The sequence below is a fragment of the Treponema sp. J25 genome, from assembly GCF_004343725.1.
Lineage (GTDB): Bacteria > Spirochaetota > Spirochaetia > Treponematales > Breznakiellaceae > J25.
In genome coordinates this window covers 98,363-124,784 of the sequence record NZ_PTQW01000013.1, presented here as the reverse complement: position 1 = coordinate 124,784, position 26,422 = coordinate 98,363, and the positions used below count along the sequence as shown (strand labels likewise).

The 26,422-nt window shown below is 45.3% G+C and carries 18 protein-coding genes; 8 read left to right on the top strand and 10 right to left on the bottom strand.

Going from position 1 to position 26,422, the window contains the following annotated elements; genetic code table 11:
• From recF to dnaA, 3 genes are all read right to left on the bottom strand, one after another.
• Positions 1–1,074: a DNA replication/repair protein RecF gene (gene recF / locus C5O22_RS04870; RefSeq protein WP_132780076.1), complete on the bottom strand. Its 1,074-nt coding sequence runs from the start codon at positions 1,072–1,074 to the stop codon at positions 1–3.
• Positions 1,075–2,181: a DNA polymerase III subunit beta gene (gene dnaN, locus C5O22_RS04865; RefSeq protein ID WP_132780075.1), complete on the bottom strand. Its 1,107-nt coding sequence runs from the start codon at positions 2,179–2,181 to the stop codon at positions 1,075–1,077.
• A gap of 198 nt (positions 2,182–2,379) precedes the next feature.
• Complete coding sequence (dnaA, locus tag C5O22_RS04860) at positions 2,380–3,786, bottom strand: chromosomal replication initiator protein DnaA (protein ID WP_132780074.1); 1,407 nt, start codon at positions 3,784–3,786, stop codon at positions 2,380–2,382.
• A gap of 389 nt (positions 3,787–4,175) precedes the next feature.
• Between dnaA and gyrB the strand changes: the two genes are divergently transcribed.
• The 3 genes from gyrB to C5O22_RS04845 all read left to right on the top strand — a co-directional run bounded on the left by gyrB (position 4,176) and on the right by C5O22_RS04845 (position 9,471).
• Entirely contained in the window at positions 4,176–6,083 is a 1,908-nt protein-coding gene (gene gyrB, locus C5O22_RS04855; protein WP_132780156.1) for a DNA topoisomerase (ATP-hydrolyzing) subunit B, read from the top strand.
• 15 nt (positions 6,084–6,098) lie between these two features.
• The gene (gene gyrA, locus C5O22_RS04850; RefSeq protein WP_132780073.1) at positions 6,099–8,531 is read left to right on the top strand and encodes a DNA topoisomerase (ATP-hydrolyzing) subunit A; all 2,433 of its coding nucleotides are present in this window, start codon (positions 6,099–6,101) and stop codon (positions 8,529–8,531) included.
• Positions 8,532–9,018: 487 nt separating this feature from the next.
• Entirely contained in the window at positions 9,019–9,471 is a 453-nt protein-coding gene (locus C5O22_RS04845; RefSeq protein ID WP_132780072.1) for a zinc finger Ran-binding domain-containing protein, read from the top strand.
• A gap of 2 nt (positions 9,472–9,473) precedes the next feature.
• Here the strand turns inward: C5O22_RS04845 and metH are convergent, their stop codons facing one another.
• A complete protein-coding gene (gene metH, locus C5O22_RS04840; protein WP_132780071.1) occupies positions 9,474–13,202 on the bottom strand; it encodes a methionine synthase in 3,729 nt (1,242 codons plus the stop codon).
• An 86-nt stretch (positions 13,203–13,288) separates the two neighbouring features.
• Here metH and C5O22_RS04835 point away from each other — a divergent pair, with 86 nt between their 5' ends.
• Together C5O22_RS04835 and C5O22_RS04830 are read left to right on the top strand one after the other, a co-directional pair.
• The gene (locus C5O22_RS04835) at positions 13,289–14,086 is read left to right on the top strand and encodes an acyl-[acyl-carrier-protein] thioesterase (protein WP_132780070.1); all 798 of its coding nucleotides are present in this window, start codon (positions 13,289–13,291) and stop codon (positions 14,084–14,086) included.
• A gap of 82 nt (positions 14,087–14,168) precedes the next feature.
• Complete coding sequence (locus C5O22_RS04830; RefSeq protein WP_132780069.1) at positions 14,169–14,912, top strand: methylenetetrahydrofolate reductase; 744 nt, start codon at positions 14,169–14,171, stop codon at positions 14,910–14,912.
• A gap of 106 nt (positions 14,913–15,018) precedes the next feature.
• Here C5O22_RS04830 and C5O22_RS04825 read toward each other — a convergent pair whose 3' ends face one another.
• The 3 genes from C5O22_RS04825 to C5O22_RS04815 all read right to left on the bottom strand — a co-directional run bounded on the left by C5O22_RS04825 (position 15,019) and on the right by C5O22_RS04815 (position 18,025).
• On the bottom strand, positions 15,019–16,416 hold the full coding sequence (locus tag C5O22_RS04825; protein ID WP_132780068.1) for a B12-binding domain-containing radical SAM protein: 1,398 nt from the start codon (positions 16,414–16,416) through the stop codon (positions 15,019–15,021).
• Between the two features lie 20 nt (positions 16,417–16,436).
• Positions 16,437–17,084, bottom strand: a complete 648-nt coding sequence (locus tag C5O22_RS04820; RefSeq protein WP_132780067.1) for a 5' nucleotidase, NT5C type — start codon at positions 17,082–17,084, stop codon at positions 16,437–16,439.
• A 134-nt stretch (positions 17,085–17,218) separates the two neighbouring features.
• A complete protein-coding gene (locus C5O22_RS04815) occupies positions 17,219–18,025 on the bottom strand; it encodes an ABC transporter ATP-binding protein (protein WP_132780066.1) in 807 nt (268 codons plus the stop codon).
• A gap of 110 nt (positions 18,026–18,135) precedes the next feature.
• On the opposite strand from C5O22_RS04815, the gene C5O22_RS04810 reads away from it, so the two are divergent.
• Both C5O22_RS04810 and C5O22_RS04805 read left to right on the top strand, forming a co-directional pair.
• A complete protein-coding gene (locus tag C5O22_RS04810) occupies positions 18,136–19,251 on the top strand; it encodes an ABC transporter substrate-binding protein (protein ID WP_132780065.1) in 1,116 nt (371 codons plus the stop codon).
• Positions 19,248–21,251, top strand: coding sequence for a sensor histidine kinase (locus C5O22_RS04805; protein ID WP_132780064.1), 2,004 nt, complete (start codon positions 19,248–19,250; stop codon positions 21,249–21,251). The genes C5O22_RS04810 and C5O22_RS04805 overlap by 4 nt, the downstream gene beginning before the upstream one ends.
• A 32-nt stretch (positions 21,252–21,283) precedes the next feature.
• Here C5O22_RS04805 and glgX read toward each other — a convergent pair whose 3' ends face one another.
• Complete coding sequence (glgX, locus tag C5O22_RS04800) at positions 21,284–23,437, bottom strand: glycogen debranching protein GlgX (protein ID WP_132780063.1); 2,154 nt, start codon at positions 23,435–23,437, stop codon at positions 21,284–21,286.
• Positions 23,438–23,517: 80 nt separating this feature from the next.
• On the opposite strand from glgX, the gene C5O22_RS04795 reads away from it, so the two are divergent.
• On the top strand, positions 23,518–24,843 hold the full coding sequence (locus tag C5O22_RS04795; protein ID WP_132780062.1) for a cyclic nucleotide-binding domain-containing protein: 1,326 nt from the start codon (positions 23,518–23,520) through the stop codon (positions 24,841–24,843).
• Between the two features lie 130 nt (positions 24,844–24,973).
• Here C5O22_RS04795 and C5O22_RS04790 read toward each other — a convergent pair whose 3' ends face one another.
• Together C5O22_RS04790 and C5O22_RS04785 are read right to left on the bottom strand one after the other, a co-directional pair.
• Entirely contained in the window at positions 24,974–25,687 is a 714-nt protein-coding gene (locus C5O22_RS04790; protein WP_132780061.1) for a GNAT family protein, read from the bottom strand.
• Between the two features lie 11 nt (positions 25,688–25,698).
• A complete protein-coding gene (locus C5O22_RS04785) occupies positions 25,699–26,412 on the bottom strand; it encodes a potassium channel family protein (protein WP_132780060.1) in 714 nt (237 codons plus the stop codon).
• Positions 26,413–26,422 lie beyond the last annotated feature (10 nt).

The following is a 26,422-nucleotide window of genomic DNA, read 5'->3' as shown; positions in this document are numbered from 1 at the left end:
TCACGCTTTCCTTTCTAAGACACCATCCCGCACAGTATACACAAGGATTTCACCTTTTGCATACCTATCATAGGGCTCCTCAGGAAGAAACGTGTAAAAGGCCTGCTCATAGGCGGGTAAAACGCTGGCTATTTTCTTGCGCTTTTCTGGGTCTAATTCAAGAAGAACATCATCGAGCAATAAAATGGGAAGTTGACCTGTTTTCTCAGTAAATTCCCGGGCCTGAGCTATCCTAAGAAGAAGAGATAAAAGTCGTACCTGTCCAGTGGAAGCGTACTCAGAAAAGGATTCAGAATTGCGAACAAAAAGATACCTATCCCGGTGAGGACCCGAGAGACTTACGCCGAAATCCAACTCTTTATTTCTAATAAGCTCTAAATTGCGCAGAATTATGTTCTGATCCCCCTCTTTCCATGAAGACCGGTATTGAATCTGAATACCCTCCAGGCCAGCCACTTTGTAAAACAACTCAGAAAAAACCTGAGAAAACCTTTCCACGGCCTTTTGACGTTTTTCTATGAGTATCAGACCATACTGGACAAATTGAAAATCTATGGCGTCTAATGTCCGAGTATCCTGGTTTCTTAATAGCCAATTTCTGTTCTTTAAAACCTGCTTATATCTCTGAAGCGTATCAAGATAAAGGGGATCCCAAAGACTTATCACCTGATCAAAAAACCAGCGTCTCTGTTCGGGTGTTCCCTTTATGAAAGCCATGTCTTCATGGCAGAATATGATGACCGGCAAAAACTGGATAAGGTCCCTCCGATGACTTAAAATTTTGCCATCTACCTCAATGATCTTTTTACCCTGGATGAGCTTTACCGAAATGGTAGAACACCTGCCCTGTTCTATAGCAACTGCTACTCCGCAGGTGTTTTCACCTCTTTTAATCATTTCCTGATCTTTACATCTTCTGAATGAAGATCCATAAGCGCAACAGTACAGGGACTCCAAAAAATTTGTTTTTCCTTGCCCATTTTCTCCTACTAAAAAGACATCCTTTTTTTCTACGTCTACTTCTTGGTTTACAAGATTTCGAAAAGAAAATACTCGGACATTTCGAATAAACATCTACTGATCAACCTGCATGGGCATGACAATATGGAAAAAATCCTTTTCTGGCAAAGATTTAATTGTTATAGCCCTTGTGGGTTCTGTAAAGTATATCGCAATTGAATCATCAGTCATCACTCTAAGAGGTTCTTCGAGGTATCGATAGTTCAGGGCTATGGAAACTTCTTCACCATCGTACTGGCAGGGGATTTCCTCATTGGCCGCTCCGATATCACTCTCCTCAGAAAGCAAGGAAAGAACGCCAGGCTTAACGTTCAAATATATTCTTCTTGACTTTTGTTCTACCAGCAGAGAAACCCGTTTAAGGGCCTCCAATGTTTCTTTACGATTGATGACAAAATGATGAGCCTGATTCTCCGGTATAACCCTTCGATAGTTAGGAAACTGACCTTCTATGAGCACAGAAGAGAAAAGGTAAGGCCCAAATTTCACAAATATGTTCTTTTCCGTTACTGCAATAGAGGCGCTTCCCTCATCGCTTGCTCGCTTGAGAATAAGGTTAAGTATTTTTGGAGGTATTATAATACCTTTAAAATCAGGAATCCCTTCCTCCATACTTCTTTGAATATATGCAAGTCGCCGTCCATCGGTAGCTACCATCACCACATAGGGATCCTGTTTTTCAAAGAATACACCGTTCATAAAATAGCGGGTCTCATCATCGGAGATTGCAAAAATTGTCTGGCTTATCATGTCTTTCAGATCTCGCAAGGGCACCGAAAAGAACGGTATTGTCCCTGGCTCTGGAAGTTCAGGAAATTTATCAGAAGCAATGCTTTTTAAGTTAAATTTTATCTTTTTAAAAGTAGGACGAATTGTTATCTTTGAGTTGTTTTCCTCAAATTCTACTTCCCCTTCAGGAATAGAACTTAAGATTCCCAGGAGTTTATCGCAGAACACCGTGGTAGACCCTGCTTCTACCACAGTGACCGGTATCCGGGTTTCGAAACTCACTTTTATATCAGTGGCTCTAATAAGGAGAGAAGAATCTATAGTTTCGAGATAGACATTCGAGAGTATAGAAATAGCGTTCTTTGTAGAGATTATTTCTTGGGCTATGGTGATTTCTTTTGCAAGAATATCTCGTTCACAGATAAACTTCATCTTTGATACTCCTTTACTAAATATATATATATTAGTAATAGTTATAGTAGAGAAGGTGAAAAAGTGGAAAACTGGATAATTCCTTTTTTATTATAGAATTACCCTCTTTATCACCTCTGGATAACTATCCCCTCCTTATCCACTTATGCACAGAGAAGGCTTTTATCCACAATCTGTGCCTTCTATTTTAACATGTTTTTAGTTTTTAGTGCTATAATCTTTTATGTCTCTTATAAGTTTTTGTAAAATAGGATCCAGAGAAGGATCGGACCTTAGTTTTTCTTCTATCTTTTGGCAAGCATGCATAACCGTTGTATGATCTCGGCCGCCAAACTCCATGCCCAGTTCGGTAGTTGAATACTCGGTTATTTCCCTCCCGATATACATGGCGAGCTGTCGGGCAAGAACGATGTTTTGGGTACGTTTTTTACCTCGTAAGTCATTTATAGAAAGGGAAAAATAATCTGCCACTACCCGTTGAATCACTTCAATAGACATATTCGTTTGTTTGGGAGAGGCAAAAACGTCTTTAAGGTGTTGCTGAGCCACTTCAATGGTTATAGGTTTTCCTACCAGTTCAGCGTAGGCGATAAGCTTGGTAAGGGCTGCTTCAAGGTCCCGAACGTTGGAAGTTACGTTCCTACTAATGAGTTCAAGTACTTCTTTAGGTATTTGCACACCCCGGCTTTCTGCCTTTTTTTGGAGAATAGCATATCTGGTTTCGTAATTTGGAGGTTGGAGATCCACCGTAAGACCCCGTTCAAAGCGGGAGCGGAGTCGGTCCGAAAGATTTTTTAGTTCCGAGACAGGCCTATCACACGTGAAAACCATCTGTTTGTTAGCATCGTATAAAGCATTGAAGGTGTGAAAGAGTTCTTCCTGGGTTTCGTTCTTCTTTTGTAAAAAGTGAATGTCATCGATAAGGAGTATGTCTACAAAACGGTATTTGTTTTTAAAGGCTGCGGTTTTGTTAGCCTGTATAGCCTGGATAAATTCATTAGTAAAGTTTTCTGCGGTTATATAGATTATCCGGGCGTTAGAATTTTGGTGAATATAGTTCCCAATGGCCTGCATGAGATGGGTTTTCCCTAACCCAACCCCTCCGTACACAAGAAATGGGTTATACGCTCCTCCCGGGTTTTTGGCTATCGCAATGGCCGCGTTGGCCGCGAAGCTGTTGTTATCGCCAATAACATAGTTGTCAAAGGTATAATCCTGCCGAAGCTGCGGATGGGGATCCTTTTTTGGGACAGAGATTTGTTCTGTTTTAGGGGTTTTAGGTGAAGAGATCTCGTTGTTAGTAGAGTGTCCATTTTCTTTAATAGACTGAGAAGCAGGCGAAACATCTTTGTTTCTTGGACGAACTTCAAAGATAACTTTTAGGTCCTTACCTGCAAGTTCATGAAGCTTTCCTTCAATAAGATTTTTGTACCGCATGGTTACCTGGTCTCGGTAGAAGGAACTTGGCACTGCCACTACAATCTCTTTTTCTGTGGAATGGAGGTATTCCATGTTAAACCACATGGCAAATTCGTGTTCTCCGAGCTCCTGGCGAATTTGGTTTAAAGCTTCTTTCCAGAAAATTTCATAATCCCATGTCGACATACGTTCCCTTCTCCATGTATGGTCCTGCTCTTACAACATATTAGTAGCTTTTTCACATATTATCCACAAGTATTTAGAAATTTGCAAATGCCTTTTCATTACTATACCATTGTTTTTTGTAAAATTCTACCTTGTAATATGTTTAGGTGTTTTTATAATTATTTGTATAAAAAAGATTTAAAATATAACGCAAAAGCAGATGAAAGGATAAGGGGTAAAACTAATTCTTTAATATATCAATAATAAAAAATTAACATATTATCCACAAGTAATACACAACTGATATGTGTATGGTCATGATAGCTTGCCTTTACTTTGAGGGGTAAAATCGGGTATACTTGTTTAACGTATATTCTACCTATATTTATAGTTGATAATAAGGAAAGATGATGGAATCGAGTTATTCAGCCCACAGTATTCAGGTGTTAAAAGGCCTGGAGGCCGTACGGAAACGCCCTGGTATGTACATTGGATCCACGGGGATCGATGGTCTTCATCATCTGGTATATGAAGTTGTGGATAACTCGGTTGATGAGGCCATGCAGGGACACTGCACTGAGATTTTGGTGGTCCTTGAGAAAAACGATATCGTACGAGTAGAAGATAATGGGCGAGGAATCCCGGTCGACATTCATCCGACAGAAGGTGTTAGTGCCCTCGAACTGGTCATGACAAAGCTCCATGCCGGGGGAAAGTTTGATAAAAAGTCCTATAAGGTTTCCGGCGGGCTTCATGGAGTAGGGGTTTCGGTCGTAAATGCCCTTTCTACCTGGTGTGAGGTCTTTGTGCACCGGGATGGTAAAATTTACTATCAAAAATATCGTATAGGAGTCCCTGAGGAGCCCGTCAAAGTTGTGGGGGAAAGTAATAAACGGGGAACGATTGTTCGCTTTAAAGCGGACGATACCATTTTTGAGACAGTAACCTACAATTTTGATACCCTTTCAAATCGTCTTCGAGAGTTAGCCTTTTTAAATAAGGGGCTCAAAATAAGCATTCGGGATGAACGTTTAACCCAGCCAAAGGTTCATGACTTTCTTTTTGAAGGGGGTATTGTTAGCTTTGTTCAATACCTTAACGAAGGAAAGAAGGTCTTACATAACGATGTTATTTACCTGAGTGGCTCCCGGGATGATGTGGAAGTAGAGGTTGCCATCCAATATAACGACACGTACAACGAAATGATGTTTTCTTTTGTTAATGACATCAACACGCGGGAGGGAGGAACTCACCTGGTGGGGTTTAAGTCTGCTCTCACCAGGACTTTAAACGAATACCTAAAAAAATCGAAATTAGCCAAGAAACTTGAGGAAAGTCTTTCGGGCGATGATGTCCGGGAAGGTCTTACGGCAGTATTGTCAGTAAAGGTTCCTAATCCTCAATTTGAAGGACAAACAAAGGGAAAGCTGGGGAATTCTGAAGTAAAAGGTATAGTGGAATCCCTGGTAAACGAACAGCTAGAGCTTTTCTTAGATCAGCGACCGGATATCGTTGCTGCTATCCTTGAAAAAACAGTTCTGGCGGCAAAGGCCCGTATTGCGGCTCGCCAGGCCCGGGATGCTACTCGACGGAAAAATGTCATGGAAAGCGCAGGGCTCCCGGGGAAGCTCGCTGATTGTTCGGAAAAGGACCCTGCTAAATGTGAGCTTTTTATTGTAGAGGGAGATTCCGCCGGTGGTTCTGCAAAAATGGGAAGGGATAGAACCTTCCAGGCCATTCTTGCCCTCTGGGGGAAAATGCTGAATGTTGAAAAAACCCGGATAGAAAAAATCATTAGTAACGAAAAACTCCAGCCTATTATTGCCAGTATTGGCGCGGGTATTGGGGATACCTTTGATATTTCTAAAATTCGATACCACAAAATCATCATCATGGCCGATGCCGATGTGGATGGTTCCCATATTCGTACCCTGTTACTTACTTTTTTTTATCGCTACATGAGGGAACTCATAGAACGGGGACATGTGTATCTGGCCATGCCTCCCCTGTATAAGATTACCTATGAAAAGAAAGTGTTTTATGCATACAACGATGAAGAAAAAGATAGAATCCTTGCCCAGGCAGGTCGAGATCCGGAAAAAATAACGGTTCAACGGTATAAGGGACTTGGAGAAATGAATCCGGAACAATTGTGGGAAACCACCATGGATCCGAAACGGCGAAATATCATTCAGGTGCATATGGATGATGCGGTAGAGGCGGAACGGATTTTCACCACTCTCATGGGAGAAGAGGTGGAACCTCGCCGTCAATTCATAGAAGAGAACGCCCTGGCCGTTTCTAACCTGGATGTGTAAAGGGAGAACCTGATTATGGAAGAGCAACAAGGAAAAGTAATACCGATAGCTATAGAGGATGAAGTAAAAACCGCCTATCTCAATTATGCCATGTCGGTAATTGTAAGCCGGGCCCTTCCCGATGTACGGGATGGACTTAAACCGGTGCATCGCCGACTATTGTACGCCATGGATGAACTGGGGCTCCATCCAAACAGTCCCACAAAAAAAAGTGCCCGTATTACGGGAGATGCCATGGGGAAATACCATCCCCATGGAGATGCGTCCCTCTATGATGCACTGGTGCGGATGGCCCAGGATTTTTCGCTTCGCTATCCCCTGGTACAGGGACAGGGGAACTTTGGTTCCATTGATGGGGATCCCCCGGCGGCTTCCCGGTATACGGAGGCAAAGCTTTCTCGCATTGGCGACGAGATGCTGGCGGATCTTAAAAAAGACACCGTCGATTTTGTCCCTAATTACGATGAATCGCTCAAGGAACCCAGTGTTCTTCCATCGGCTATTCCTAACCTCCTTATAAATGGCTCGAGCGGGATCGCCGTAGGGATGGCCACTAATATGCCACCCCATAATCTTAATGAGGTGGTGGATGCCATTTGTGCATATATTGACAATCCAGAGATAAGTCTTGATGGTCTCATGCACTACATAAAGGGTCCCGATTTCCCCACCGGCGGTATTGTTTTCGGAAAACGGGGGATTAAGGAAGCTTATGCCACAGGTCGGGGCCGGATTGTTGTTCGGGGTAAGTTTACTATCGAAGTGGCAAAAAATGGAAAGGAAAGCATAATCTTTACGGAAATCCCTTATGGTGTAAATAAGGCGAGTCTGTTGGTAAAAATAGCCGAATTAGTGCGAGATAAGGTTATCGATGGAATTGCGGAGATTCGAGACGAATCAGACCGGGAAGGTCTACGGATCGTTATTGAGCTAAAAAAGGGGACCATAGCAAAAGTTGTATTAAATCAGCTTTTTTCTCATACCGCATTGCAATCGACTTTTGGGGTTATCAATCTTGCCCTTGTGGGGCTTCGGCCTAAATGCTTGTCCCTTAAAGAATTAATAGCGTATTACGTAGAGCATCGTGTGGATGTCGTTACTCGCCGCACGAAGTACGATTTACAAAAAGCGGAAGAGCGGGCCCACATTCTGGAAGGGCTCATGATAGCCTTAGCCAATATCGATGAGGTGGTGGCCATTATTAAGGCCTCTCGAGATGTGGAGCTTGCAAAAACAAATTTAATACAGCGCTTTGTTCTGACTGAAATTCAGGCGCAGGCCATTGTGGATATGCGTCTTGGGCGCCTTACCAGCCTTGAAGTAGAGAAACTACAAAAAGAGCTGGAAGAGCTTCGTACCCTCATTAGCTATCTTAAGAGCCTTTTGGAAGATAAAGCTAAATTGATGGGGGTTATCAAAGACGAACTAAGAAGCGTCGCAGAAAAATATGGAGATCCCCGTCGGACCGAGATAGTGGCCGATGAAATAGAAAGCATAAATATTGAAGATCTTATTCAGAAAGAAGAGATGGTTATTCTGATTTCTAATCTTGGGTATATCAAGCGGGTTCCGGTTTCGTCGTATAAGAGTCAAGGGCGGGGTGGTAAAGGGATGGCCAGCGCTAAGCTAGCAGAGGAAGATTTTATTGAGCAGTTGTTCGTGGCCACTACCCATGACCATCTTATGTTTATAACCAGCAAGGGACGGGCCTATTGGCTTAAAGTCCATGAGATACCTGAAGGCTCGAGAACCTCTAAGGGAGTGCACATTAAGTCTCTCTTAATGGTTTCTCCCAATGAGGAAATAACGACGGTAGTAGATATTCGGGAATTCAGGGATGATACCTATCTCCTTTTAGCAACCACCAGGGGGATTGTGAAAAAAGTTCAAACTAGTGAATTTTCCAATGCTAAAACAAGGGGAATAATAGCCATTTCTTTGGATGAGGGTGATACCCTGGTGAGTGCTCTTTTGACCGGTGGTTCCGATGAAATTATGATGATTTCCCGTAAAGGGCAGGCCCTTCGTACCCATGAAGAACAAATTCGTCCCATGGGTCGTTCTTCTCGAGGTGTTACCGGTATGAAGCTGGATGTGGATGATGAACTTGCTGGTCTTTTACGGGTAAACGATGAAGAAAAGATGCTAATCGTTACCGAGTATGGTTATGGTAAACGGGTGGAATACGCTGAGTTTTCTGCCCATAATCGGGCTACCGGCGGTCAGCGGGTGTATACCATTACTGAAAAAACCGGTGAAATTGTGAGTTGTGTGAGCGTAAAAGAGGATGATGATATCATGTGTATTACGAGCCAGGGAAAGTCTATAAAACTGGCGGCGAAAGAAATTTCTGTCATGGGCCGTTCTGCCCAGGGCGTCCGCTTGCTTCAGATAGAGCGGCCCGATTTTGTGATAGGGGTGGATAGAATCGCCAACGAAGAAGAATAAAGTGTTTGGTGGCAGGAATCTCTTGGGGTGGCGACCAGGTGATGGGCGCCACCTTAGTAAAAAGTGATGGTATTGAGCCTGGAATAAGGTAATCGTTTTGGTAAGGGCAGGGGTAATCTGCGGAGCTGGTCCCACATAATAAGCGGCGGTTTATTCAAAAAGTATGAATCCTGGGGACCTCTCTATTGTTTCACGTGAAACAAAAAACATCGATGATTAGGGAATGGAATAAAAACCCTAGCCCTATCCCTTTTTAGGGAATTATTGAATATCTGTTTTTTTATTGTCATATATGATGTTTCACGTGAAACACGCATAAGGGCGGCCCACGTTAAAGGTATACCGACTCTTTAAAAAGCAACCGTAAAGTATGTAGATATGTTCCGCCTGGATAAAAACAGCCATTTCTCTATTCTTATGCTGAAGAAAAGAATGGTCGTCCTTCTAGAAGGTTGATTTTTTAGAGATCCGGGAGAATAATAATTGTATGGAAGTATTCTTTAACATTGCGGTGATTGCTTTTTTGTTGCTCATAGCAATAGAGCTTCTTTTAATCTATAAAGAATTACTTCATCGTTCTATACGGGGTTCTTCGGAAGAGGATAAAGAAGTAAAAAGCGCCTCTGGACAAACCATCAATGTGAATTTGGCGAATCCTTCTGGTATTAATCCTGCGGGGGTTGGGATGCCGGTCATATTGCCCGTGGGAACGGTGCAGATGGAATCTACTGTGACTCCAAAAACGGCCATACAAAAAGAAGAAAGGGAGGAAAAAGAAAAAACTGCCACTGTCCAGGAAAGGGAAGCCCCTTCTGTCTATGGGCAACGTTCGTTGCGTCCCCCGCCTTCGGGTAATCCTTTTGCGAAGGTATGTCCCTCCTGTGGGGTGGAGAATTCTACCTACCGTACGGAATGTTTTAACTGCGGTAAGCCCTTATAAGGTTAGAGAAATATGGGACCCAGTCTCTTTTGGGCGGTTTCGATATCAAGGCCCTTTCGTTGTGCCCAATCGGCCAGTTGATCTTCTCCGATTCGTCCTACGCCGAAGTAGTAACTGGCAGGATGAGAAAAATACATCCCACATACCGATGCGGAAGGAACCATCATCGCTGATTCGGTAAGATGGATGCCGCAGTGTTTTTCTGCGTCGAGAAGACTAAAGACCAGCTGTTTATCAAAATGGTCGGGACAGGCCGGATACCCAAAGGCCGGTCGAATCCCTTGATAGTTTCCTTTAATACATTCTTCGGGGGTCAAGTTTTCCTCAGGACTGTATGCCCACAGGTACTTTCGTACCCGTTGATGGAGGGCTTCCGCGAAAGCCTCTGCAAGACGGTCCGCAAGGGATTGGGCAAGAAGGGCCCGGTATTCATCCTGTTGCGCTTTATAGTGGGCCTGTAATTCCTCTAAACCAAAACCAGTGCTAAGTACAAAAAGACCTATCCAATCCGTAAGGCCCGTCTCTGCCGGAGCGATGAAATCGGCAAGGCAAAGATTTGGACGGCCAAGACCTTTTTTTTCTTGATTTCTTAAAAATGAAAAACGACCTATTTCCTTTCCTGCATTATTGAAGATAAGGATATCATCTTCCTGGGATGCGGCGGGAAAAAGGCCAATCACTGCTCGGGCCTGTAAGAGCGTTTGTTCTACAATAAGGGCAAGCATGTTTTGAGCTTCTTCATAAAGACGTCGAGCCGTTTCTCCCTTTTCGGGGTCTGACAGAACCGATTCAAACCCATGGCCCATATCCCAGGAGTAAAAGAAATAAGACCAGTCAATATAAGGAATTATTTCTTTTATGGGGTATTCTTGAAACACATGAATCCCCGGGTTGCGGGGTTTATGAATACTAAAGGAAGACCAGTTTGTGGCGAGTTTATTGTAACGCGCCTCCTGGAGAGAGATGAGAGGAGTTTTCTTTTGTAGCTGCTCATGGCGGAGACGTGCTTCTTGATAGGCACTGTCAAGTTTTTCCAGAAAACGGGGCCGTTCCTGGTCAGAAAGCAGCGAACGGACCACCCCTGCGGCCCGGCTCGCATCTTTTACATACACCACAGGCCCGGAATATTCGGGGGCAATGCGGAGTGCCGTATGGGCTTCACTGGTGGTGGCTCCGCCAATTAAGAGGGGGATAGTAAAACCCTGTCGTTCCATTTCTCGGGCGGTGCGGACCATTTCTTCCAGGGAAGGCGTAATAAGCCCTGAAAGTCCAATAGCTGCGGCCGTTTCTTTCCGGGCTCGTTCGAGAATTGTTTCGGTAGGAACCATTACCCCCAAATCGATGATTTCATAGCCATTGCAGCCCAACACTACCCCTACAATGTTTTTCCCTATATCATGCACGTCCCCTTTTACGGTGGCCAGCACAATCTTTTTTTGTTCTTTTTGATTTTTCCCATTGGCATCGAGAAGTTTTTCTTCTTGAATAAAGGGCTCTAAAACGGCTACCGCTTTTTTCATAACCCGGGCACTCCGGATGACCTGGGGGAGGAACATACGACCTGAGCCAAAACGATCGCCAACCTCATTCATGCCTTTCATGAGGGGACCTTCGATAATTTCCAGGGAGCGTCGATAGTGTTTTCTCAGTTCTAAGACATCCTCTTCTATGTATTCATCTATACCCTTTACAAGGGCATACACAACCCGTTCTTCCAGGGGAAGTTCTCGCCAATTCGAAACGGAAGAACTATCAGATGATCCCCTGGACCCGGACGGAATGTTGCCTCCGTCTTTGCCGGAAGTAGCATCTCTCATTTTTTCTGCAAGTTTTAACAGCTTTTCTGTGGCCTCGACCTGGCGCAGGAAAAGCACGTCTTCTGCGGCTTCCCGCAACTCTGGGTCAAGCTCCTCGTAGGGCCGCAAGGTTGCCGGATTGACGATTCCCATGGAAAGGCCTGCTTCTATGGCGTATTTCAGGAAAACCGCGTGGAGCGCCTCCCGCACAGTGTCGTTTCCCCGAAAACTGAAAGAAAGATTGCTGATCCCCCCTGAGATCTGACAGCGAGGGAACCGTTGCGAGATCCATCCACAGGCCCGAATAAAGTCCAGACCGTAACGATCATGTTCTGGTATGCCCGTAGCAATTGAAAGCACGTTGGGATCAAAAATAATGTCCTCGGGAGGAATGCCGGCCTTTACTAAAAGATGGTAACTTCGATCAGCCACTGCGATTTTTCGCTCATAGGTGTCGGCCTGGCCGATTTCATCAAAGAGCATCACGACGATGGCTGCCCCATACCGATGTACCTTTTGGGCCCGCTCAAGGAAAACGGTTTCTCCCTCCTTGAGGCTCAGGGAATTCACGATGCCCTTCCCTTGAAGACACTTAAGTCCCCGTTCCAGGACATCCCAGCGGGAACTATCAAGCATGATGGGGACCCGGGCTATGGCTGGATCCGAAAGGGCATCCCGTAAAAAGAGTTCCATTTCGTAAGCGGCATCCAACAGGGCATCATCCATACAGACGTCGATGATGGCCGCCCCGGACTCTACCATTTCGCGGGCAATCTGAAGGGCCTGTTCATATTTTTTTTCTTTTATGAGGCGAAGGAATTTACGACTCCCTGCCACGTTGGTCCGTTCTCCCACATCGATAAAGCCATTTTTTCTATCAACACAGAGGGGTTCCAGACCGGAAAGCCAGGTTCGTCGATCGGTCTCTTTCCGCTTGCGGGGAGCGTATTGCGAAGCAATTCGGGCTATTTCTGCAATATGGGCGGGAGTGGAACCACAGCAACCTCCTACGATATTCACTAAAGAGTTCTGCAGGAAAGCGTCGATATGGGAGGCCATTGTGGTGGGTGTTTCATCGTACTGTCCAAATTGATTGGGAAGTCCCGCGTTCGGATGGGCGCTTACCCAACAATCGGCAACGTCAGCAAGGGCTGCCACATGGGGGTAGAGTTTATCTGCCCCGAGGGAACAGTTAAGTCCAAAAGACCAGGGTTTGGCATGTTTCAGAGAAATATACAGGGCTTCTACGGTTTGACCTGAAAGGTTGCGTCCCGAAGCATCCACAATGGTTCCTGAAATCATGATGGGAATATCTGATTCCAATCCTTGGGCTGCCCGTTCCTCAGTGAGACGAAGAATTGCGGCAACCGCTGCCTTGGCATTCAGGGTATCAAAAATGGTTTCCACCATGAGAAGCTGGGCGCCCCCATCAACGAGACCCCGGGCACTTTCATAATACGCGGTTTCTAGATCATCCCAGGTAACGTCCCGCAGGGCAGGATCATTCACATCGGGAGAGATGCTGGCGGTTTTGCTTGTCGGTCCAAGGATCCCCGCTACAAAACGGGGTTTTTCAGGGGTACTGTAACGTTCTGCCGCTTCCCGGGCGATACGAGCGGCGGCCACATTAATTTCATAGGCCAATTCTGAAAGATGATAATCCGCCAGGGAAAGACGGTTAGCATTAAAAGAACAGGTCTCAATAATGTCTGCCCCGGCTCGAAGATATGCCTGGTGAATAGAACTTACGATTTCTGGTTTGGTAAGGCAGAGAATATCATTACATCCCATTAAAGGCGATGGATGATCTTTAAAACGGTCCCCTCTAAAATCCTTCTCTTCCAGGCCAAAACTTTGAATCATGGTCCCCATGGCCCCATCCAGGATGAGGATCCGTTCTTCCGCTAACCTGTCCAATTGTTCCCGTATCTTCATGGTTGTATTGTACATGATGGGACTTCTTCGAATAAAGGGGATACCCGTATTGACCTTTATGGGACCTTTTGTCACCATGGGTTCCCATGGAAGCCACATATTCAGAAAAATTTACCGTATGTACCTGGGATGTGGATTATAAAAATCGTCTTACCATGGCGGCGGTTTTTAATTATTTTCAAGAAGTAGCGGGGGAGCATGCTACCCGTTTGGGGGTAGGCAAGGATCTGTTACAGCAGAAAAATCTTGCCTGGGTGCTTTCCCGGATGTCGGTGATTCTGTTTCGTCGCCCCTCCTGGCGGGAAAAAATTATAGTAGAAACCTGGCCGCGGGGAACGAATAAGCTTTTTGCGGTCCGGGATTATGCCATTACCGATGAAATGGGTGCTCCCGTTGCCCAGGCCCGCAGCGGGTGGCTTTTGATCGATGTGGAAAAGATGCGGCCCCTGCGGCCGCAGGTAGTCACGGAAGGGCTTCCGACAAACCAGGAAAAACCTGCCTTGGAAGACGGCCTTCCCACCTTAGGCGATGGGAAAGCGCTAGAGTTAGTGGAAACACGACGGGCCCTGTATTCGGACATCGATTATAATGGCCACGTGAATAATGCCCGCTATATTCAATGGATCCAGGATATTTTTTCCCTTGATCGCTGGCAGGATGTGGAACGGCTTCGGTTTGATATCAATTATATTTCTGAGGTAAAGCCGGGAGAGCGTATTGCCCTCTATCGAAAGGATACTCAAGAAAATGGTAACGAAGAGGTCCCCGCTTCTACAAGGGATATCTCCTGCCCCTGGCCGGTAGGGAGAATCACCTTTATAGAAGGACGGCATGAGGATACGCAGCAACCTGCTTTTCGGGCGGAGCTTCGTTTTGGATTATAGATTGAAAAACCATAACACGGCTGGTACGGCGATACCGCACATGCTCAGACAAAAAAAGAAAGAAGGAAGGTGAAAACGAGGTATGCGAATTTCCCTCGAAATAGTTCCCCGAAATGAAGACGAGCTTGTTAGAGAAGCCAAACTTTGTGAAAAATGGAAAAGCATAACCCATATCAATATTCCTGATCTGCTGCGTTTTCCCCTCCGTTCCTGGGAAGGGGCCGCTCTTTTACATCAAGAGAACGTACCTTTGCCGGTGATTCCTCATATACGGGCCATAGATTTTGATATGCGACGGGATTTTCCGCTCAAAGAGTTTTTCATGCAGCATGACATCCAAACCGTTTTGGTTATTGCGGGGGATCCTCCTCAGGATATGGGTCGTCGGGTTTATCCGACGAAAACCACCGAATTGATTAGAAAACTGAAAAACGAATTGCCTTCTTTAACGGTGTATGCGGCCTTTGACCCCTATCGGGCCAACATCCGCTATGAGCTCGATTATCTTCTTGCAAAGGAAGATGCGGGGGCCGATGGATTTATGAGTCAGCCCTTTTTTGATGAGCGATTGCTGGAAATATACGCGGAATACCTGGAAAACAAACGGGTTTTCTGGGGTATTTCGCCGGTTCTTTCAGAACGAAGTAAAACCTACTGGGAAATACGAAATCGGGCCATTTTCCCTAAAAATTTCGAGCCTACCCTCGAGTGGAATGTACGATTTGGCAAAAAGGTGATTGCTTTCTGTAAAACCCATGGCTTTGATTTGTACGTGATGCCCATTAAAGTGGACCTTACCTCTTATTTAGAGGCTTTGTTGGGGTGAACAAACCTCATCGGCGATACAAAGAAGAGCGCTTTTCCTGAGAAGAGTATTTTTTAAAGGGGTTCAGCCGCTTCACCTATGGTAAAAAGGTATTGATTATACGGCATCACTGAGAAAGATATTCTTCCAGGGCTTCCCGAAGGGACCTGCGTTCGATACCCCAGTTTCGGCCAAACCGGGAAAGCAAATAGTCAGAAAGTTCAAGAAAAGGCCAGAAGGGCGGCTCTTTTTCAGGAAAGAGTCGTGGAAGAAGATCTTCAAAATGTCCCCGGTTAACGATAAGTTCCCAGAAACGGGCCATGTTTTTTATGCGGTCCAGGCTGGGTTTACTCATCGTTCGGGTTTCCAGCACTTCGTAGGGTGGATTGGACTCGTATACCATGCCCCATTCGGTGTCATGTCGTGCAATAGGGGTCCCCGGGAGCTTTTTTAAAATCCCCAGTTGAATTTCCGTGGGGCCACAGGTCCACAGCTGATTAAAGGAATCTGCAAAGGACTCAAGGGTTTCTCCGGGGAGCCCCGCAATAAGGTCGGCGTGAACGATGGCCTTTGTATGGTCCCGTAAAAAACTGAGGGTTTCCATTTCTTTGTGAGGATTGCTGGGACGGCCAATCCGGCGAGCTACGTGGTCCGTGAAGGTTTGAATACCTACCTCGATGCGGAGGCTTCCCGAAGGGAAGCGCCGTAGGGTTTCCTGTAATTGGGGAGAAAAAATTGAGGGGACCATTTCAAAGTGAACATTCATGCCGGGTTGCAAACGTTCGAGAAAAAACTCCATGATGCGTCGCGCCCGGTCGATATCCAGGTTAAAGGTTCTATCCAGAAATTTAAAAGTTTTTGCGCCCCGCTGGATAAGATGCTCCATCCACGAAAGAAAAGGTTCCAGCGGAAATTCCCGAACGGTTCTATCGAGAGAGCTGAGACAAAACTCACACCCAAAGGGACAACCGCGGCTTGCTTCCACATAGGTGATTTTTTGGGAGAGATCCTCTTCTGTATACAGGCGATAGCCCGGGTCTATGGTATCAAGAGGTGTGGGATGGGTATATATACATTTTCCCGCTACATGACGAATGGAGGGACTTTGTTCCCAGGAACTATCAGTAAGGAGTCCCTCGCAGAGCTCCCGAAAAGCCAGTTCCCCTTCCCCCCGGATAACGAGATCGGCCTTTTGTATGATGGGGCTCCTATCGTCACAGAAAGAGACTTCCGGTCCCCCAAGGATGATGATGGGCCGGGGGGCTATGCCCTGTGCCCAGGCTTCTTCAAGGGCTTCGATAAGACGCAACGTTGCCAGGTGGTTCCAGATATACACGGACAAACCAAGAATACGAGGGCGCTCTTGTAAAATGGCCCGTACTTTATCTTCGAGGGGTTGACGAAGGGCAAATTCCAGGATTTTTGTTTTTTCTTCGAGGGTCCCGAGATTGGCTTTTAAAAGACGAAGGGCCAGGCTTGGATGGATCCACTTGGCGTTAATGGTGGTTAGGAGAATCGTGGTCATGGCGCTGTTCGCTTATGGTTTTACTTTCCCGATGAAGAGGGGGAAAAGGGGAATTCTTCTGCCCCAAAGAGGTTCAGGGTTCCGGTTTTCCATTCTTCATAGGCTTCCAGTACCAGCTGTTCTACCTCTTGCCAATTGTTGGCCCGGGGGGGCGGAAGGCTTCGATTGGTTGAATTGGTAAAAACGATGGTACGACAGCCCTGCTGACGGAGTTTTTTGATGTTTTCCGGGGAATCATCCACATAGACATGGGCACCGACGGCGCCCTTGTCTTTCATGAAACAGAGATCCCAGTAGGGAATATCATGGTAATCGAGCCAATCTACCGTTTGTTGAATGGTTGTCTTATGAGAGTATTTTAAAAACAGACGATGGGTGATGATCCGGATCCGAATTCCCTTTAAAGAGAGTTTTCGTAAAGTCGCTGGGGCATCGGTGATGGGCTCCATGATGCGAAAAAGGTCTCGCTGGGTTACCGCAAAACGGTGCAGTCGATCATAACCGCCATATTCTTCTATACCCCATTCTCGTAGACCAAAGGAAACTTCGGGGGTAAGGTATTCAAGGGGCTTATGGAGCCATTCGGCCGCAATTTTTCGAATGGCCCCATAAAAATCTCCTACCACGCCATCAAGATCTACCCCTAAAATAAAACTACTCTCATCCATGGTGGTTTTTCCTTTTCATCCTGTTTGACTTGCTGGGGGCCCGAAAGGGGCCACCCTTTGTCTGCTCCTACCTTTTTAAGGGGAAGATTTTTACCTTTTGCTTGATTGCTCTGGTCTTTCCCCTGTTTAGCCCGCTACCCCTTGTGTTCTCCCCAAAGTTCCGCTTCTTCTTTAAGCTTGGTTCGATCAAGGTATTCTTTCTGCTTGAGCATCGCTGCGGGAACTCCGTAGGCTTCTTCCAGGTTCTGGGGAGTAAGAATTTCTAAGGGGCGTCCGATCTCGATGGTCTGGTTCTTTTTGAACAACAGCACGGTTTTGGCATATTTTTTGGTGAGATCCAGTTCATGCAAGGATAGATAGATTGTTATTCCCGTTCGCTCATGGTAGGAACGGAAAAATTCTAGGGCCTTTTCTTTTTGGCGGTCCTCCATGGCAAAAACCGGTTCATCCATAAAGATGGAACGGGATCCATACAGGGCTGCAAAGGCTAAAAGGGCCCGCTGCATCTCCCCTTTAGAAAGCCGTGCCAGAGGCCGCTCTCGGAGATGGGTCAATTCAAAAACGGATAAAACTTCTTGGTAAAAGTCTTCTCCTTTGAGGGGATGGAATCCACCGGCATACACGGTTTCAAGAAGCGACTCCAGAGGTTCTTCAGTTTCGAATTCCATATTCTGGTAGATAAAAGATGCATAGCGGTTTCGTTCTTCCTCGTCCTGAAAGGTGCGCGTGTCTCGGCCGAGCAGAAAAATGTGTCCTTTCTGAGGAAACAAACGCCCCGCTGCCAGGAGCATGAGGGTTGATTTCCCAATACCGTTAGGCCCCACAAGGCTCACAAAGCCACCGGGCAAGTCCGCCGTAAAATCAGAGAATATGGGGTGTTCCCCTTCTGGATAGGTAAAAGATATGGAATCGCAATGAACAAAAGAATTTACCTCTTTCATACCCTTTATTCTAGCATGAACAGCCTTTCTCTCCTATACTTAAAATAGCAATGGTTGGTCGGGAAAATACATAAAAAGTAAAAGGGGTACTGTATCCCGGGAGACCTGGTATGAAAAGCGGTAACAAGTGGTATGGTCCGTTCCTTTCTTTGTTTGTTCTCAAGATACTTTTAGGAAGTGTTTTGATAGTCTCTGCGTGCTCGGCCCCAAAGGTTTCTGTAGCTTTGATGACAAAGTTAGAAGCGGGCTCCATTATCGGGATCAGCGAAATTGGGGCTGTTCGATTGTATGAGAAGCACCACCCCAAGAGTCGTTTAGTGGTGTATCCCTTTGATGATGGCTGGGATCCTGAACGAACCATCACGGCGTATAAACATATCCGAGAGCAGAAGATTTCGTTTTTAATTACCAGTCATACTTCAACCTGTGCTCTTGCAATAGCGCCGTCTATTAACCAGGAAAAGGTGCTTGCTATTATAACAGGCGCTACTACGAATGAACTTTCTTCCAAAGATGATAACATCTTTCGGGTAGTACCCGATGTGAATCAGGAACAGCTGTCTCTTGTGCGTATAGCCCTCGAAAACAATCCAAAGAAGATGCTTATTATCCGGGATATGGCGAATCCTGCCTATGTAGTGCCGGCCCTGGATATTTTTAGCAAGGCCCTTCATGCGGCAGATCCTGCAATTTCCCTCCTGGTCCATGATATTGATACCCGAAAGTTTTCTATTGATTCGCTTGAACCTCTTTTTAAGGGAACTTCGTATGATTTCCTGTATCTGCTTATCGGCGGATATAAGAATATAGCGGGCAACATTGCCCAGTTAAGTTATCAGTTTCATCCCGAGACACCGATTTTGTTTACTCCCTGGATGAATAATGTGGACCTTATCATGGGAGCAGGCCCTGCTATTCAGCGTTTTATTATTCCCTCTCTGTACCCCTCTCGCACAGAAAATGTTGTAGTAGAAACCTATATGCGCACCATAGAAGAGAATTACGGTGTAAGTCCTACTATTCTGAGTTTTAATGTGTATGTGGCCCTTGAACTCCTTGAACAGGCGGTTGAGTCGGGAGCCACTACGCCGGAAGCGGTAAAAAAGTGGCTTCTTATCCAGGGACCCCACAAAACGATGTTTGGTTCAATAACCTTTGATAGGTACGGTGAAGTTATAGACCGTCCCTACTATGTGATTAAGGATATCCGTCGGGAATTCAAATGAAAGAAAGTAGAAAGAAAAATCCTTATAAATTGCGGCAAATATTTGTCATTTTAGATAGTATTACGCTGGGCGTAAGTATTCTTTTCCTTGTGGCTATCTCTGTAACGGTGGTTCGTGTAGCCTATCGAGATTTTTCTCATCGCCGAAGACAGGAGTTGATCTCTCTTGATTCTATACTGAATGAAAGACTGACTACTGCGGCGCTTCAACTTGAAGAACTGGGTGATAACTATTTCGCTGGAACTTTACGGCATCTTTCTCTTTTTTCTGATGTATATGTTCTTTCTAACCTGAGAGTGGAGGGGATCATAAAAAAATCCCCTTCTTCAGCGGTTTTTGTAGGATTCACCTTTTCTCAGCCGCCCCTTTCCTCTTTTTTGAGGAACCACTATTTTTCGACGGTCCGGCGATCTTCCGTTATAAGGGCTCCGGAAAATGAAAAACCCAGTGTTTATTATACCTATCCTGTTAAAGAAAAATTACTGGTAGGTCGTTTAGAGCTTCAAACCCTTGGGAATGAAATACTGCGGTTAGTTCGATACGATGGAAGTATTGTGGTTTTTACCTCTTCAGAGGGAATCCCCTTTACCAGTATGGGGGGAAACATTTCTAACATCGTCTTTTCTTTTTCCTTGCAGAACCTCACTCTTCAGGGGAAAAAATTTGTGGTAACCCCTACGAAAAACATCTGGTTAGGGATTCCTATTTTCTTGTTGACCCCTGTTGAAAACAGAGATGCGATTATCTCTCCCACCATTTTCTTAAGTCAATTGGCTATCCTTATCTTTGCGGGAATTCTGGCCATAAGATTTTTTCTGCTCCACACAATGCTTCTATCTCCCTTAAGTGCTTTTATCGATTCTATCGCTGCTTGGGATACTACAAAACCGCTCCCACCGCTTTCGAAAAAGATAGAAAATATCAAAGAAATACGGGAGATGGCAGAAACCTTTTATGCGAAGGCCTACCAAATTCAGCAATTTAATGAAAATCTGGAAAATCAACTGCAGGAAAAAAATTCAATTCTCCGTCAGACAGTAGATAAGTTGATTGTTTCTGAAAAAATGGCTGTGCTAGGATCTATGTCGGCAAACATCGCCCATGCTATAAATACACCCCTGGCAGCTATAAAATCTACCGCCGAATCTTCAGCCGTATCTTTAGACTATCTTCGAAGCGTATTTCGCTCTATGTTAGAAAATAACTACCCCGAACAAAAACTCTGTATCGAATACTTAGTCAATAATTTGCATACTTATTCCTATACGCGGAAAGAAAAAAAAGAATTGTATGAAAGATTGAAAACACCAGATGGAGCTTTGCCATTTTCCCAGGAAATCCTTGATGATCTTATCGATTTAGGCATTAATGTGTTAGATGAAAAAATTATTGAGTATGGGCAAAACTTCTCTCATTTTGGAGAAATAGTTCATATTCTATACCATTATGAGATACTGTTTCATAATCTTTCCTTGATTCCTGAAATGATTGATCGAGCTGCTATGACTATCCAGTCATTGTATCTCTGGACTGCCTCTCATGAATCAGGTGTTCAGCTTATTTCAATTCAGAAGGAAATAGAATTACTATTCTCAATTTATACACACCAGATTAAAAACCGTATTCGTCTGGTTACTTCTTTTAAAGAACCAGGAATAGTAAAGGCCCAGCCGGATCGACTCAGGGCGGTGTGGATAAATCTTATTTCCAATGCCATTCAGGCTATTGAAAAGAAAGGGACTATTTCTGTTTCTATAGAACCTGCCCCGGTATCAGGGTATATCCTTGTTCGGATAGAAGACTCGGGGAGGGGTATCCCCGAAAAAGATAAAGCCCTTGTTTTTACTCCCTTTTTCACGCTGTATAAAGAGAATGAAGGGCCGGGGCTTGGCCTGGATCTCTGTAAACGTATTGTGGAAGAACATGGGGGTACCCTTACGTTTGAAAGCAAAGAGGGCCGTACGGTGTTTACCGTAACATTACCCCGCGCCAAAGAATAAAACCTAAAGTAAGCTATAACAAAAGGGGTATTTTATACAGGCCGGGCAACCAACACAACAATACTCCGATCCCCTACGGGATATTCTCTTTGGTTTTCCAGTAATTGCTCGTAACCGGGATTTTCGATGTCGTGGGGCGAATCAAGGAAGGTGTCGATGGCTCGAAACCATAGTTTTCCTGGCGATGGACTGGCAATCTTAAAAGTGACCGTTTCCACCGACGCATTTACCATGATATAGAAATCATTATCGTCCCGATCGGAGAATATATCGGCCCTGCTGCCGTCGAGCATGTAGGCTATTTTTTTATCAATGGTGGACCAATCAGGGCTATTACCAAATTCGTCGAACCATGAAATATCAGGGATAGCGTTATAGTTGCCGTCTTTCCCTGTGAAGAACTCTGGTCGCATAAAAGCAGGGTGCCGCTTTCGGAAGGCAATCATTTCCCGAACAAAGCGGAAAAAATCCCTGTTCCGTTCTAGTAAGGTCCAGTCATACCAGGAAATTTCGTTATCCTGGCAGTAGGCGTTATTGTTTCCCTGCTGGGTTCTTCCGAACTCGTCTCCCCCTAAAATCATGGGGGTCCCCAGGGAAAGCATAAGGGTGGCCATGAAATTTTTCATCTGCCGGAGCCGGATCCGTTCTATGCGGGGGTTTTGTGTGGGGCCCTCAAAGCCATAATTGCAGCTAAAATTGGCGTTATGCCCATCCCGATTATCTTCGCCATTTTCTTCATTGTGTTTTTCTGCGTAGGTAACCAGGTCTTTTAACGTGAATCCATCATGGCTGGTAATAAAATTGATAGAGTGAAAGGGTTTTCGCCCGTCCCGAAGGTAAAGATCGGAGCTCCCGGAAAGACGGGTTGCAAAATGACGAACCTCGTGGGGATCGCCTCTCCAGAATTTGCGGACATCGTCCCGGAACCGGTCGTTCCACTCGGCCCACCGACCGCCGGGAAACCATCCTACCTGGTAGGCACCTCCTGCATCCCAGGCTTCGGCAATGATCTTCGTGTTTCGCAGGACCGGGTCTTCTGCAATCCGTTCGAGCATGGGTGGGTTTTCCATGAGTCGCCCTTGTTGGTCCCGTCCGAGGATGGAGCCCAGATCAAAGCGGAAGCCATCCACATGCATTTCTACCACCCAGTACCGAAGACAGTCGATAATAAAGGTTCGTACTACCGGATGGTTACAGTTCAGGGTGTTGCCGCAGCCAGAGTAGTTTTTGTAGTACCGTTTGTTTTCATCGAGCATGTAGTAAATAGTGTTATCGATTCCCCGGAAAGAAAAGGTGGGGCCTAACTCGTTCCCTTCGGCGGTATGGTTAAATACGATATCTAGTATAACTTCGATTCCCGCCCGATGAAGGGCCCGCACCATCTCTTTAAATTCCCGTACCTGTGCTCCCGGTGTTTTGTCTGACGAGTATGAACCCTTAGGTGCAAAAAAAGCGACGGTAGAATACCCCCAATAGTTTTTTAGCCGTTCCCCCGTACGGGGATTTATGCGGGGGATTTCCTGTTCGTTAAATTCCTGGATAGGCATTAATTCCAGAGCGGTGATGCCGAGTTCCTTAAAATAGGGGATTTTTTCGATTACTCCCCGGTATGTACCAGGATGTTCTACTCCTGAACTTGGATGAATCGTAAGACCCCGGACGTGGGTCTCATAAAGGACGCTAAAGCGAAGGGGATAATTGAGAGGTTTGTCCCCTTGCCAATCGAAGGTATCATCAATCACGATGCAGCGAGGTTGATAGGCCCTATCATCCAGATAGGAAAATGAAAGGTCCTGATCCGGCATGTTGGGGTTGTAGGCCACCGCGGTACTGAGATCCCATTTAGAAAGGTCCGTAAGGGCCTTTGCGTAGGGGTCTAAGAGCAGCTTGTTTGGATTAAAACGATACCCTTTTTCGGGGATGTACGGCCCATCGACTCGATATAGGTAGTAAGCGCCGGCAGAAAGTCCCCGTAAATGGCAATGCCAGATGTCTCCTGTTTTGTGTTTATGGGGATCAAGGATATATTCCTCGTAGGGACTGTCGGGCTGTTCATTTTCGAAAATAACCAGGGTTACCCCTGTGGCATGGCGGGAAAAAAGGGCAAAATTTACCCCTGTTTCGGTAAGTTCTGCGCCGAGGGGCAGAGGTTTCCCGATTTCCATGCTATAATTATTCATGTTCATGCTGTTATTCTAGCACAGGAAGGAGTTTTTCGCATATAATATGCGTGGCGTTGTCGAAAAAGAAAAGTTAGGAGCTGATAATGTTGCGAATCCCTGTAGTTACTAAGGATAGTCAGTTAACCAACCTTATCCAGACCACTATAAAAAATTCTAAGCTGCCCATAAAACCGATCTTTTTGAATAAAGTAGATAGGGTTATCGAGTACCTGAAATACGAATTACCAGAAATTAAGATCCTTGATACGTCCCTTGGAAGCGCCTTTGACCCCGATGCCCAGGCGATTCTTGCGGCTATTCGAGAAGATCCCTGGCTCCACTACGGTGGTATTATTGCGATTCACAAAAGTAATGATAAGGAACTACTGGAACAGCTGCGAGATTCCAATGTTATCGCCGTGATTAGCTATCAGGAATTTACGAATAACGTGGGGCGTCTTTTACGGATTCTTGCGCAAAACCGCCAGTTCTTTTTTCAGCGGGGTATCCAGCAACACCTGATGCGCACTATTTCGGGGACCTTCATTATTGATAATGATCCCCTCGATATTATCGTGTATACGAACCTTATTACCAACTATTTGTATAATGCTAACCTTATAAACCGGGACAATAAAGAGAAGCTCCATGTGGCTCTGCAGGAACTATTGGTGAATGCTATAGAACACGGTAACTGCAAAATTAGTTTTGAAGAAAAGACTGCCTGGCTTGAGTCAGGCAAAAATATGATGGAACTCATCCGGGAGAAAAATAAGGATCCGAGTATCGCGGCGAAAAAAGTGCGATTAAGTTATACCATTGGACCGGAGGGCTCCCGATTTACCATTACTGACGAAGGAGACGGTTTTGATTGGCGGGCCCGTCTTTCGAGCCAGCCAAGTATTGGGCTCCATGGGATGGGAATCCGCATGAGTCTTATTTATGTGGAAGATCTGCAATACAATGAAAAAGGGAATGAGGTATGCTTTCGGATTTCTCATCAAAAAGATGAAAGCAATGAGGTCCCCGGAATCTTTACAAACCAGGAAGAGGTTCATTTTAAACCCGGCGAGATCGTGATGCGAGAGGGGGACTCTTCGGATTACCTGTATTATATTGTTTCAGGAAGGTATCTTGTGTATTCCCAGAATCGCTGTGTTTCCTATCTTACGCCAGATGATATGTTCATAGGGGAAATGTCCTTTCTACTTTCAAACCAGCGGACCGCTACGGTGGTTGCAAAGGATGGGGGTACTTGTATCAAGGTTTCAAAAGAGGATTTTGTGGATCTTATTAAAAAGAATCCCCACTATGGTATCTTTTTAGCCCGTCTTCTTGCGCAACGGTTGAGTCGTCTTAATGCCAGAACATCCCGTCTGAATGCGGAGTATCTGAAGCTGAAAGAAAAGTACGAAAAAAAAACGAATTGAGATGGTCTTTTGAGGTTGTGCTGTCTAAGGCGACAAAACGGAGCGCGGCAGGACTGCAGAAGATTTTTGTGTTTATCTGTTGGGCTCAGAAGTCCTAAAAAAGGAACTGGGGCCCTTTGTTGAGTGAGTTTTAGGCATTTCGATAGCGACGAAAAAGTTCCACAAATTCATCTCGGGTAATATTTATGGCCCCCAGGCTATCCTTATACGGGAGGGGCATGCCGAGATCCCAAAAGGCGAATCCCTGGTCTTGCAAATACCGGGCGGTCAGAACCATCTGGACCGTACCCGCGGAGTTTTCCCGGTAAAAACCAGAATAACTGGTATATATCTTACCAACCCGGGACCCAAATTCTCCCGCCACCAGTTCATTGCCCCGATATAAACCAAAGGCCATCATAGAAAGCTGATGATGGTTTTTTTCGGCCCCCAAATTTTCTAACATATCGAGGAGTGGGGGGGTAAGCCAGTCAGATCCATGGGTTTCTACACAGAGGTCCATAATGGTGCGGAGCGGCACCTCGGTGGTTAACCTGTATTTTTTGAGGAGACGACGGGTCGTCCGGGTAATATGCAGGTTCTCCCAATGTAACACAGACCGGAGGTAATGGATCTTGGGAATAAAAAAGATGTGATCCTTATCTCCCTCGGGAGTTTGTATTTGTCCTTGCATGGACATGATAAGGAATCCGCTATAGATAAGTTTTTTTAGATACTCCGCATTTATGGTAGGACATATGCAGAATTCCTCCTCAGAAGAGGTGGCGATAAGGTAATCTATGACCCCATCGGGTTCATCTCGAGCATCGATAAGATAGGCGGGAATTTCTTCCAGGTAATACATCAATTACACCTTCATTTCTTGTTTCCAAAGAATTTTTTAAAGATGCGGCCCACTGAAGGGCGGACTTCTTTTTTCAGTACGCCGGTAAAAGATTCAATAGATTGGGGTGCCCCTACGACGAGAGCAATATCCCCCTTCTGAAAGCGATAATCAGGGTCGGTAAAGAAGCCAAATTGACCTTTTTCATTTTTAAGAGCAATAAGGTTCAAATTATATCTTTTCCTAAAATCTAGCTCTAAAACATTTTTCCCTGTAAAACTCTCAGGGATTTCTACTTCTGCAATAGCTAATTCATCGCTCACCGGTAAATAATTTAAAAGCGTATCTGAGATTATAAGAGGTGCTACCCGTTTAGCCGCTTCTTTATTCGGGAAAATGATACGGTGGGCTCCTACAATACTCAGGATTTCTCCATGGGCCTCTGTTTCTGCCCGGGCAACGATAAGGGGGATCCCCAATTTTTTACAGTAGCTGGTAGCTAAAATCGAAGCTTCCAGGCTATCTCCCATATCGATGACCACCGCATCAATTTTCTCTGGGAGGATTTTTTTTAGATTTTCTCCGTTTACGATATCCATAACAATCGCAGCAGAAACCATGTTGCTATATTCATCGATTAATTCGCGATTCCTATCAATGAGAATTATTTCTACCTCTAAATCTGCTATTTCTTCTAAAAGGGTTCTTCCAAAATAGTCTAGTCCCAAAATAGCTATTCGTTTCATTTTTTCCTCC

Excerpts from the sequence above, each read along its gene's own strand:
- recF (WP_132780076.1), bottom strand. The coding sequence starts at position 1,074 with ATGTTTATTCGAAATGTCCGAGTATTTTCTTTTCGAAATCTTGTAAAC.
- dnaN (WP_132780075.1), bottom strand. The coding sequence starts at position 2,181 with ATGAAGTTTATCTGTGAACGAGATATTCTTGCAAAAGAAATCACCATA.
- dnaA (WP_132780074.1), bottom strand. The coding sequence starts at position 3,786 with ATGTCGACATGGGATTATGAAATTTTCTGGAAAGAAGCTTTAAACCAA.
- gyrB (WP_132780156.1), top strand. The coding sequence starts at position 4,176 with ATGGAATCGAGTTATTCAGCCCACAGTATTCAGGTGTTAAAAGGCCTG.
- gyrA (WP_132780073.1), top strand. The coding sequence starts at position 6,099 with ATGGAAGAGCAACAAGGAAAAGTAATACCGATAGCTATAGAGGATGAA.
- C5O22_RS04845 (WP_132780072.1), top strand. The coding sequence starts at position 9,019 with ATGGAAGTATTCTTTAACATTGCGGTGATTGCTTTTTTGTTGCTCATA.
- metH (WP_132780071.1), bottom strand. The coding sequence starts at position 13,202 with ATGAAGATACGGGAACAATTGGACAGGTTAGCGGAAGAACGGATCCTC.
- C5O22_RS04835 (WP_132780070.1), top strand. The coding sequence starts at position 13,289 with ATGGAAGCCACATATTCAGAAAAATTTACCGTATGTACCTGGGATGTG.
- C5O22_RS04830 (WP_132780069.1), top strand. The coding sequence starts at position 14,169 with ATGCGAATTTCCCTCGAAATAGTTCCCCGAAATGAAGACGAGCTTGTT.
- C5O22_RS04825 (WP_132780068.1), bottom strand. The coding sequence starts at position 16,416 with ATGACCACGATTCTCCTAACCACCATTAACGCCAAGTGGATCCATCCA.
- C5O22_RS04820 (WP_132780067.1), bottom strand. The coding sequence starts at position 17,084 with ATGGATGAGAGTAGTTTTATTTTAGGGGTAGATCTTGATGGCGTGGTA.
- C5O22_RS04815 (WP_132780066.1), bottom strand. The coding sequence starts at position 18,025 with ATGAAAGAGGTAAATTCTTTTGTTCATTGCGATTCCATATCTTTTACC.
- C5O22_RS04810 (WP_132780065.1), top strand. The coding sequence starts at position 18,136 with ATGAAAAGCGGTAACAAGTGGTATGGTCCGTTCCTTTCTTTGTTTGTT.
- C5O22_RS04805 (WP_132780064.1), top strand. The coding sequence starts at position 19,248 with ATGAAAGAAAGTAGAAAGAAAAATCCTTATAAATTGCGGCAAATATTT.
- glgX (WP_132780063.1), bottom strand. The coding sequence starts at position 23,437 with ATGAACATGAATAATTATAGCATGGAAATCGGGAAACCTCTGCCCCTC.
- C5O22_RS04795 (WP_132780062.1), top strand. The coding sequence starts at position 23,518 with ATGTTGCGAATCCCTGTAGTTACTAAGGATAGTCAGTTAACCAACCTT.
- C5O22_RS04790 (WP_132780061.1), bottom strand. The coding sequence starts at position 25,687 with ATGTATTACCTGGAAGAAATTCCCGCCTATCTTATCGATGCTCGAGAT.
- C5O22_RS04785 (WP_132780060.1), bottom strand. The coding sequence starts at position 26,412 with ATGAAACGAATAGCTATTTTGGGACTAGACTATTTTGGAAGAACCCTT.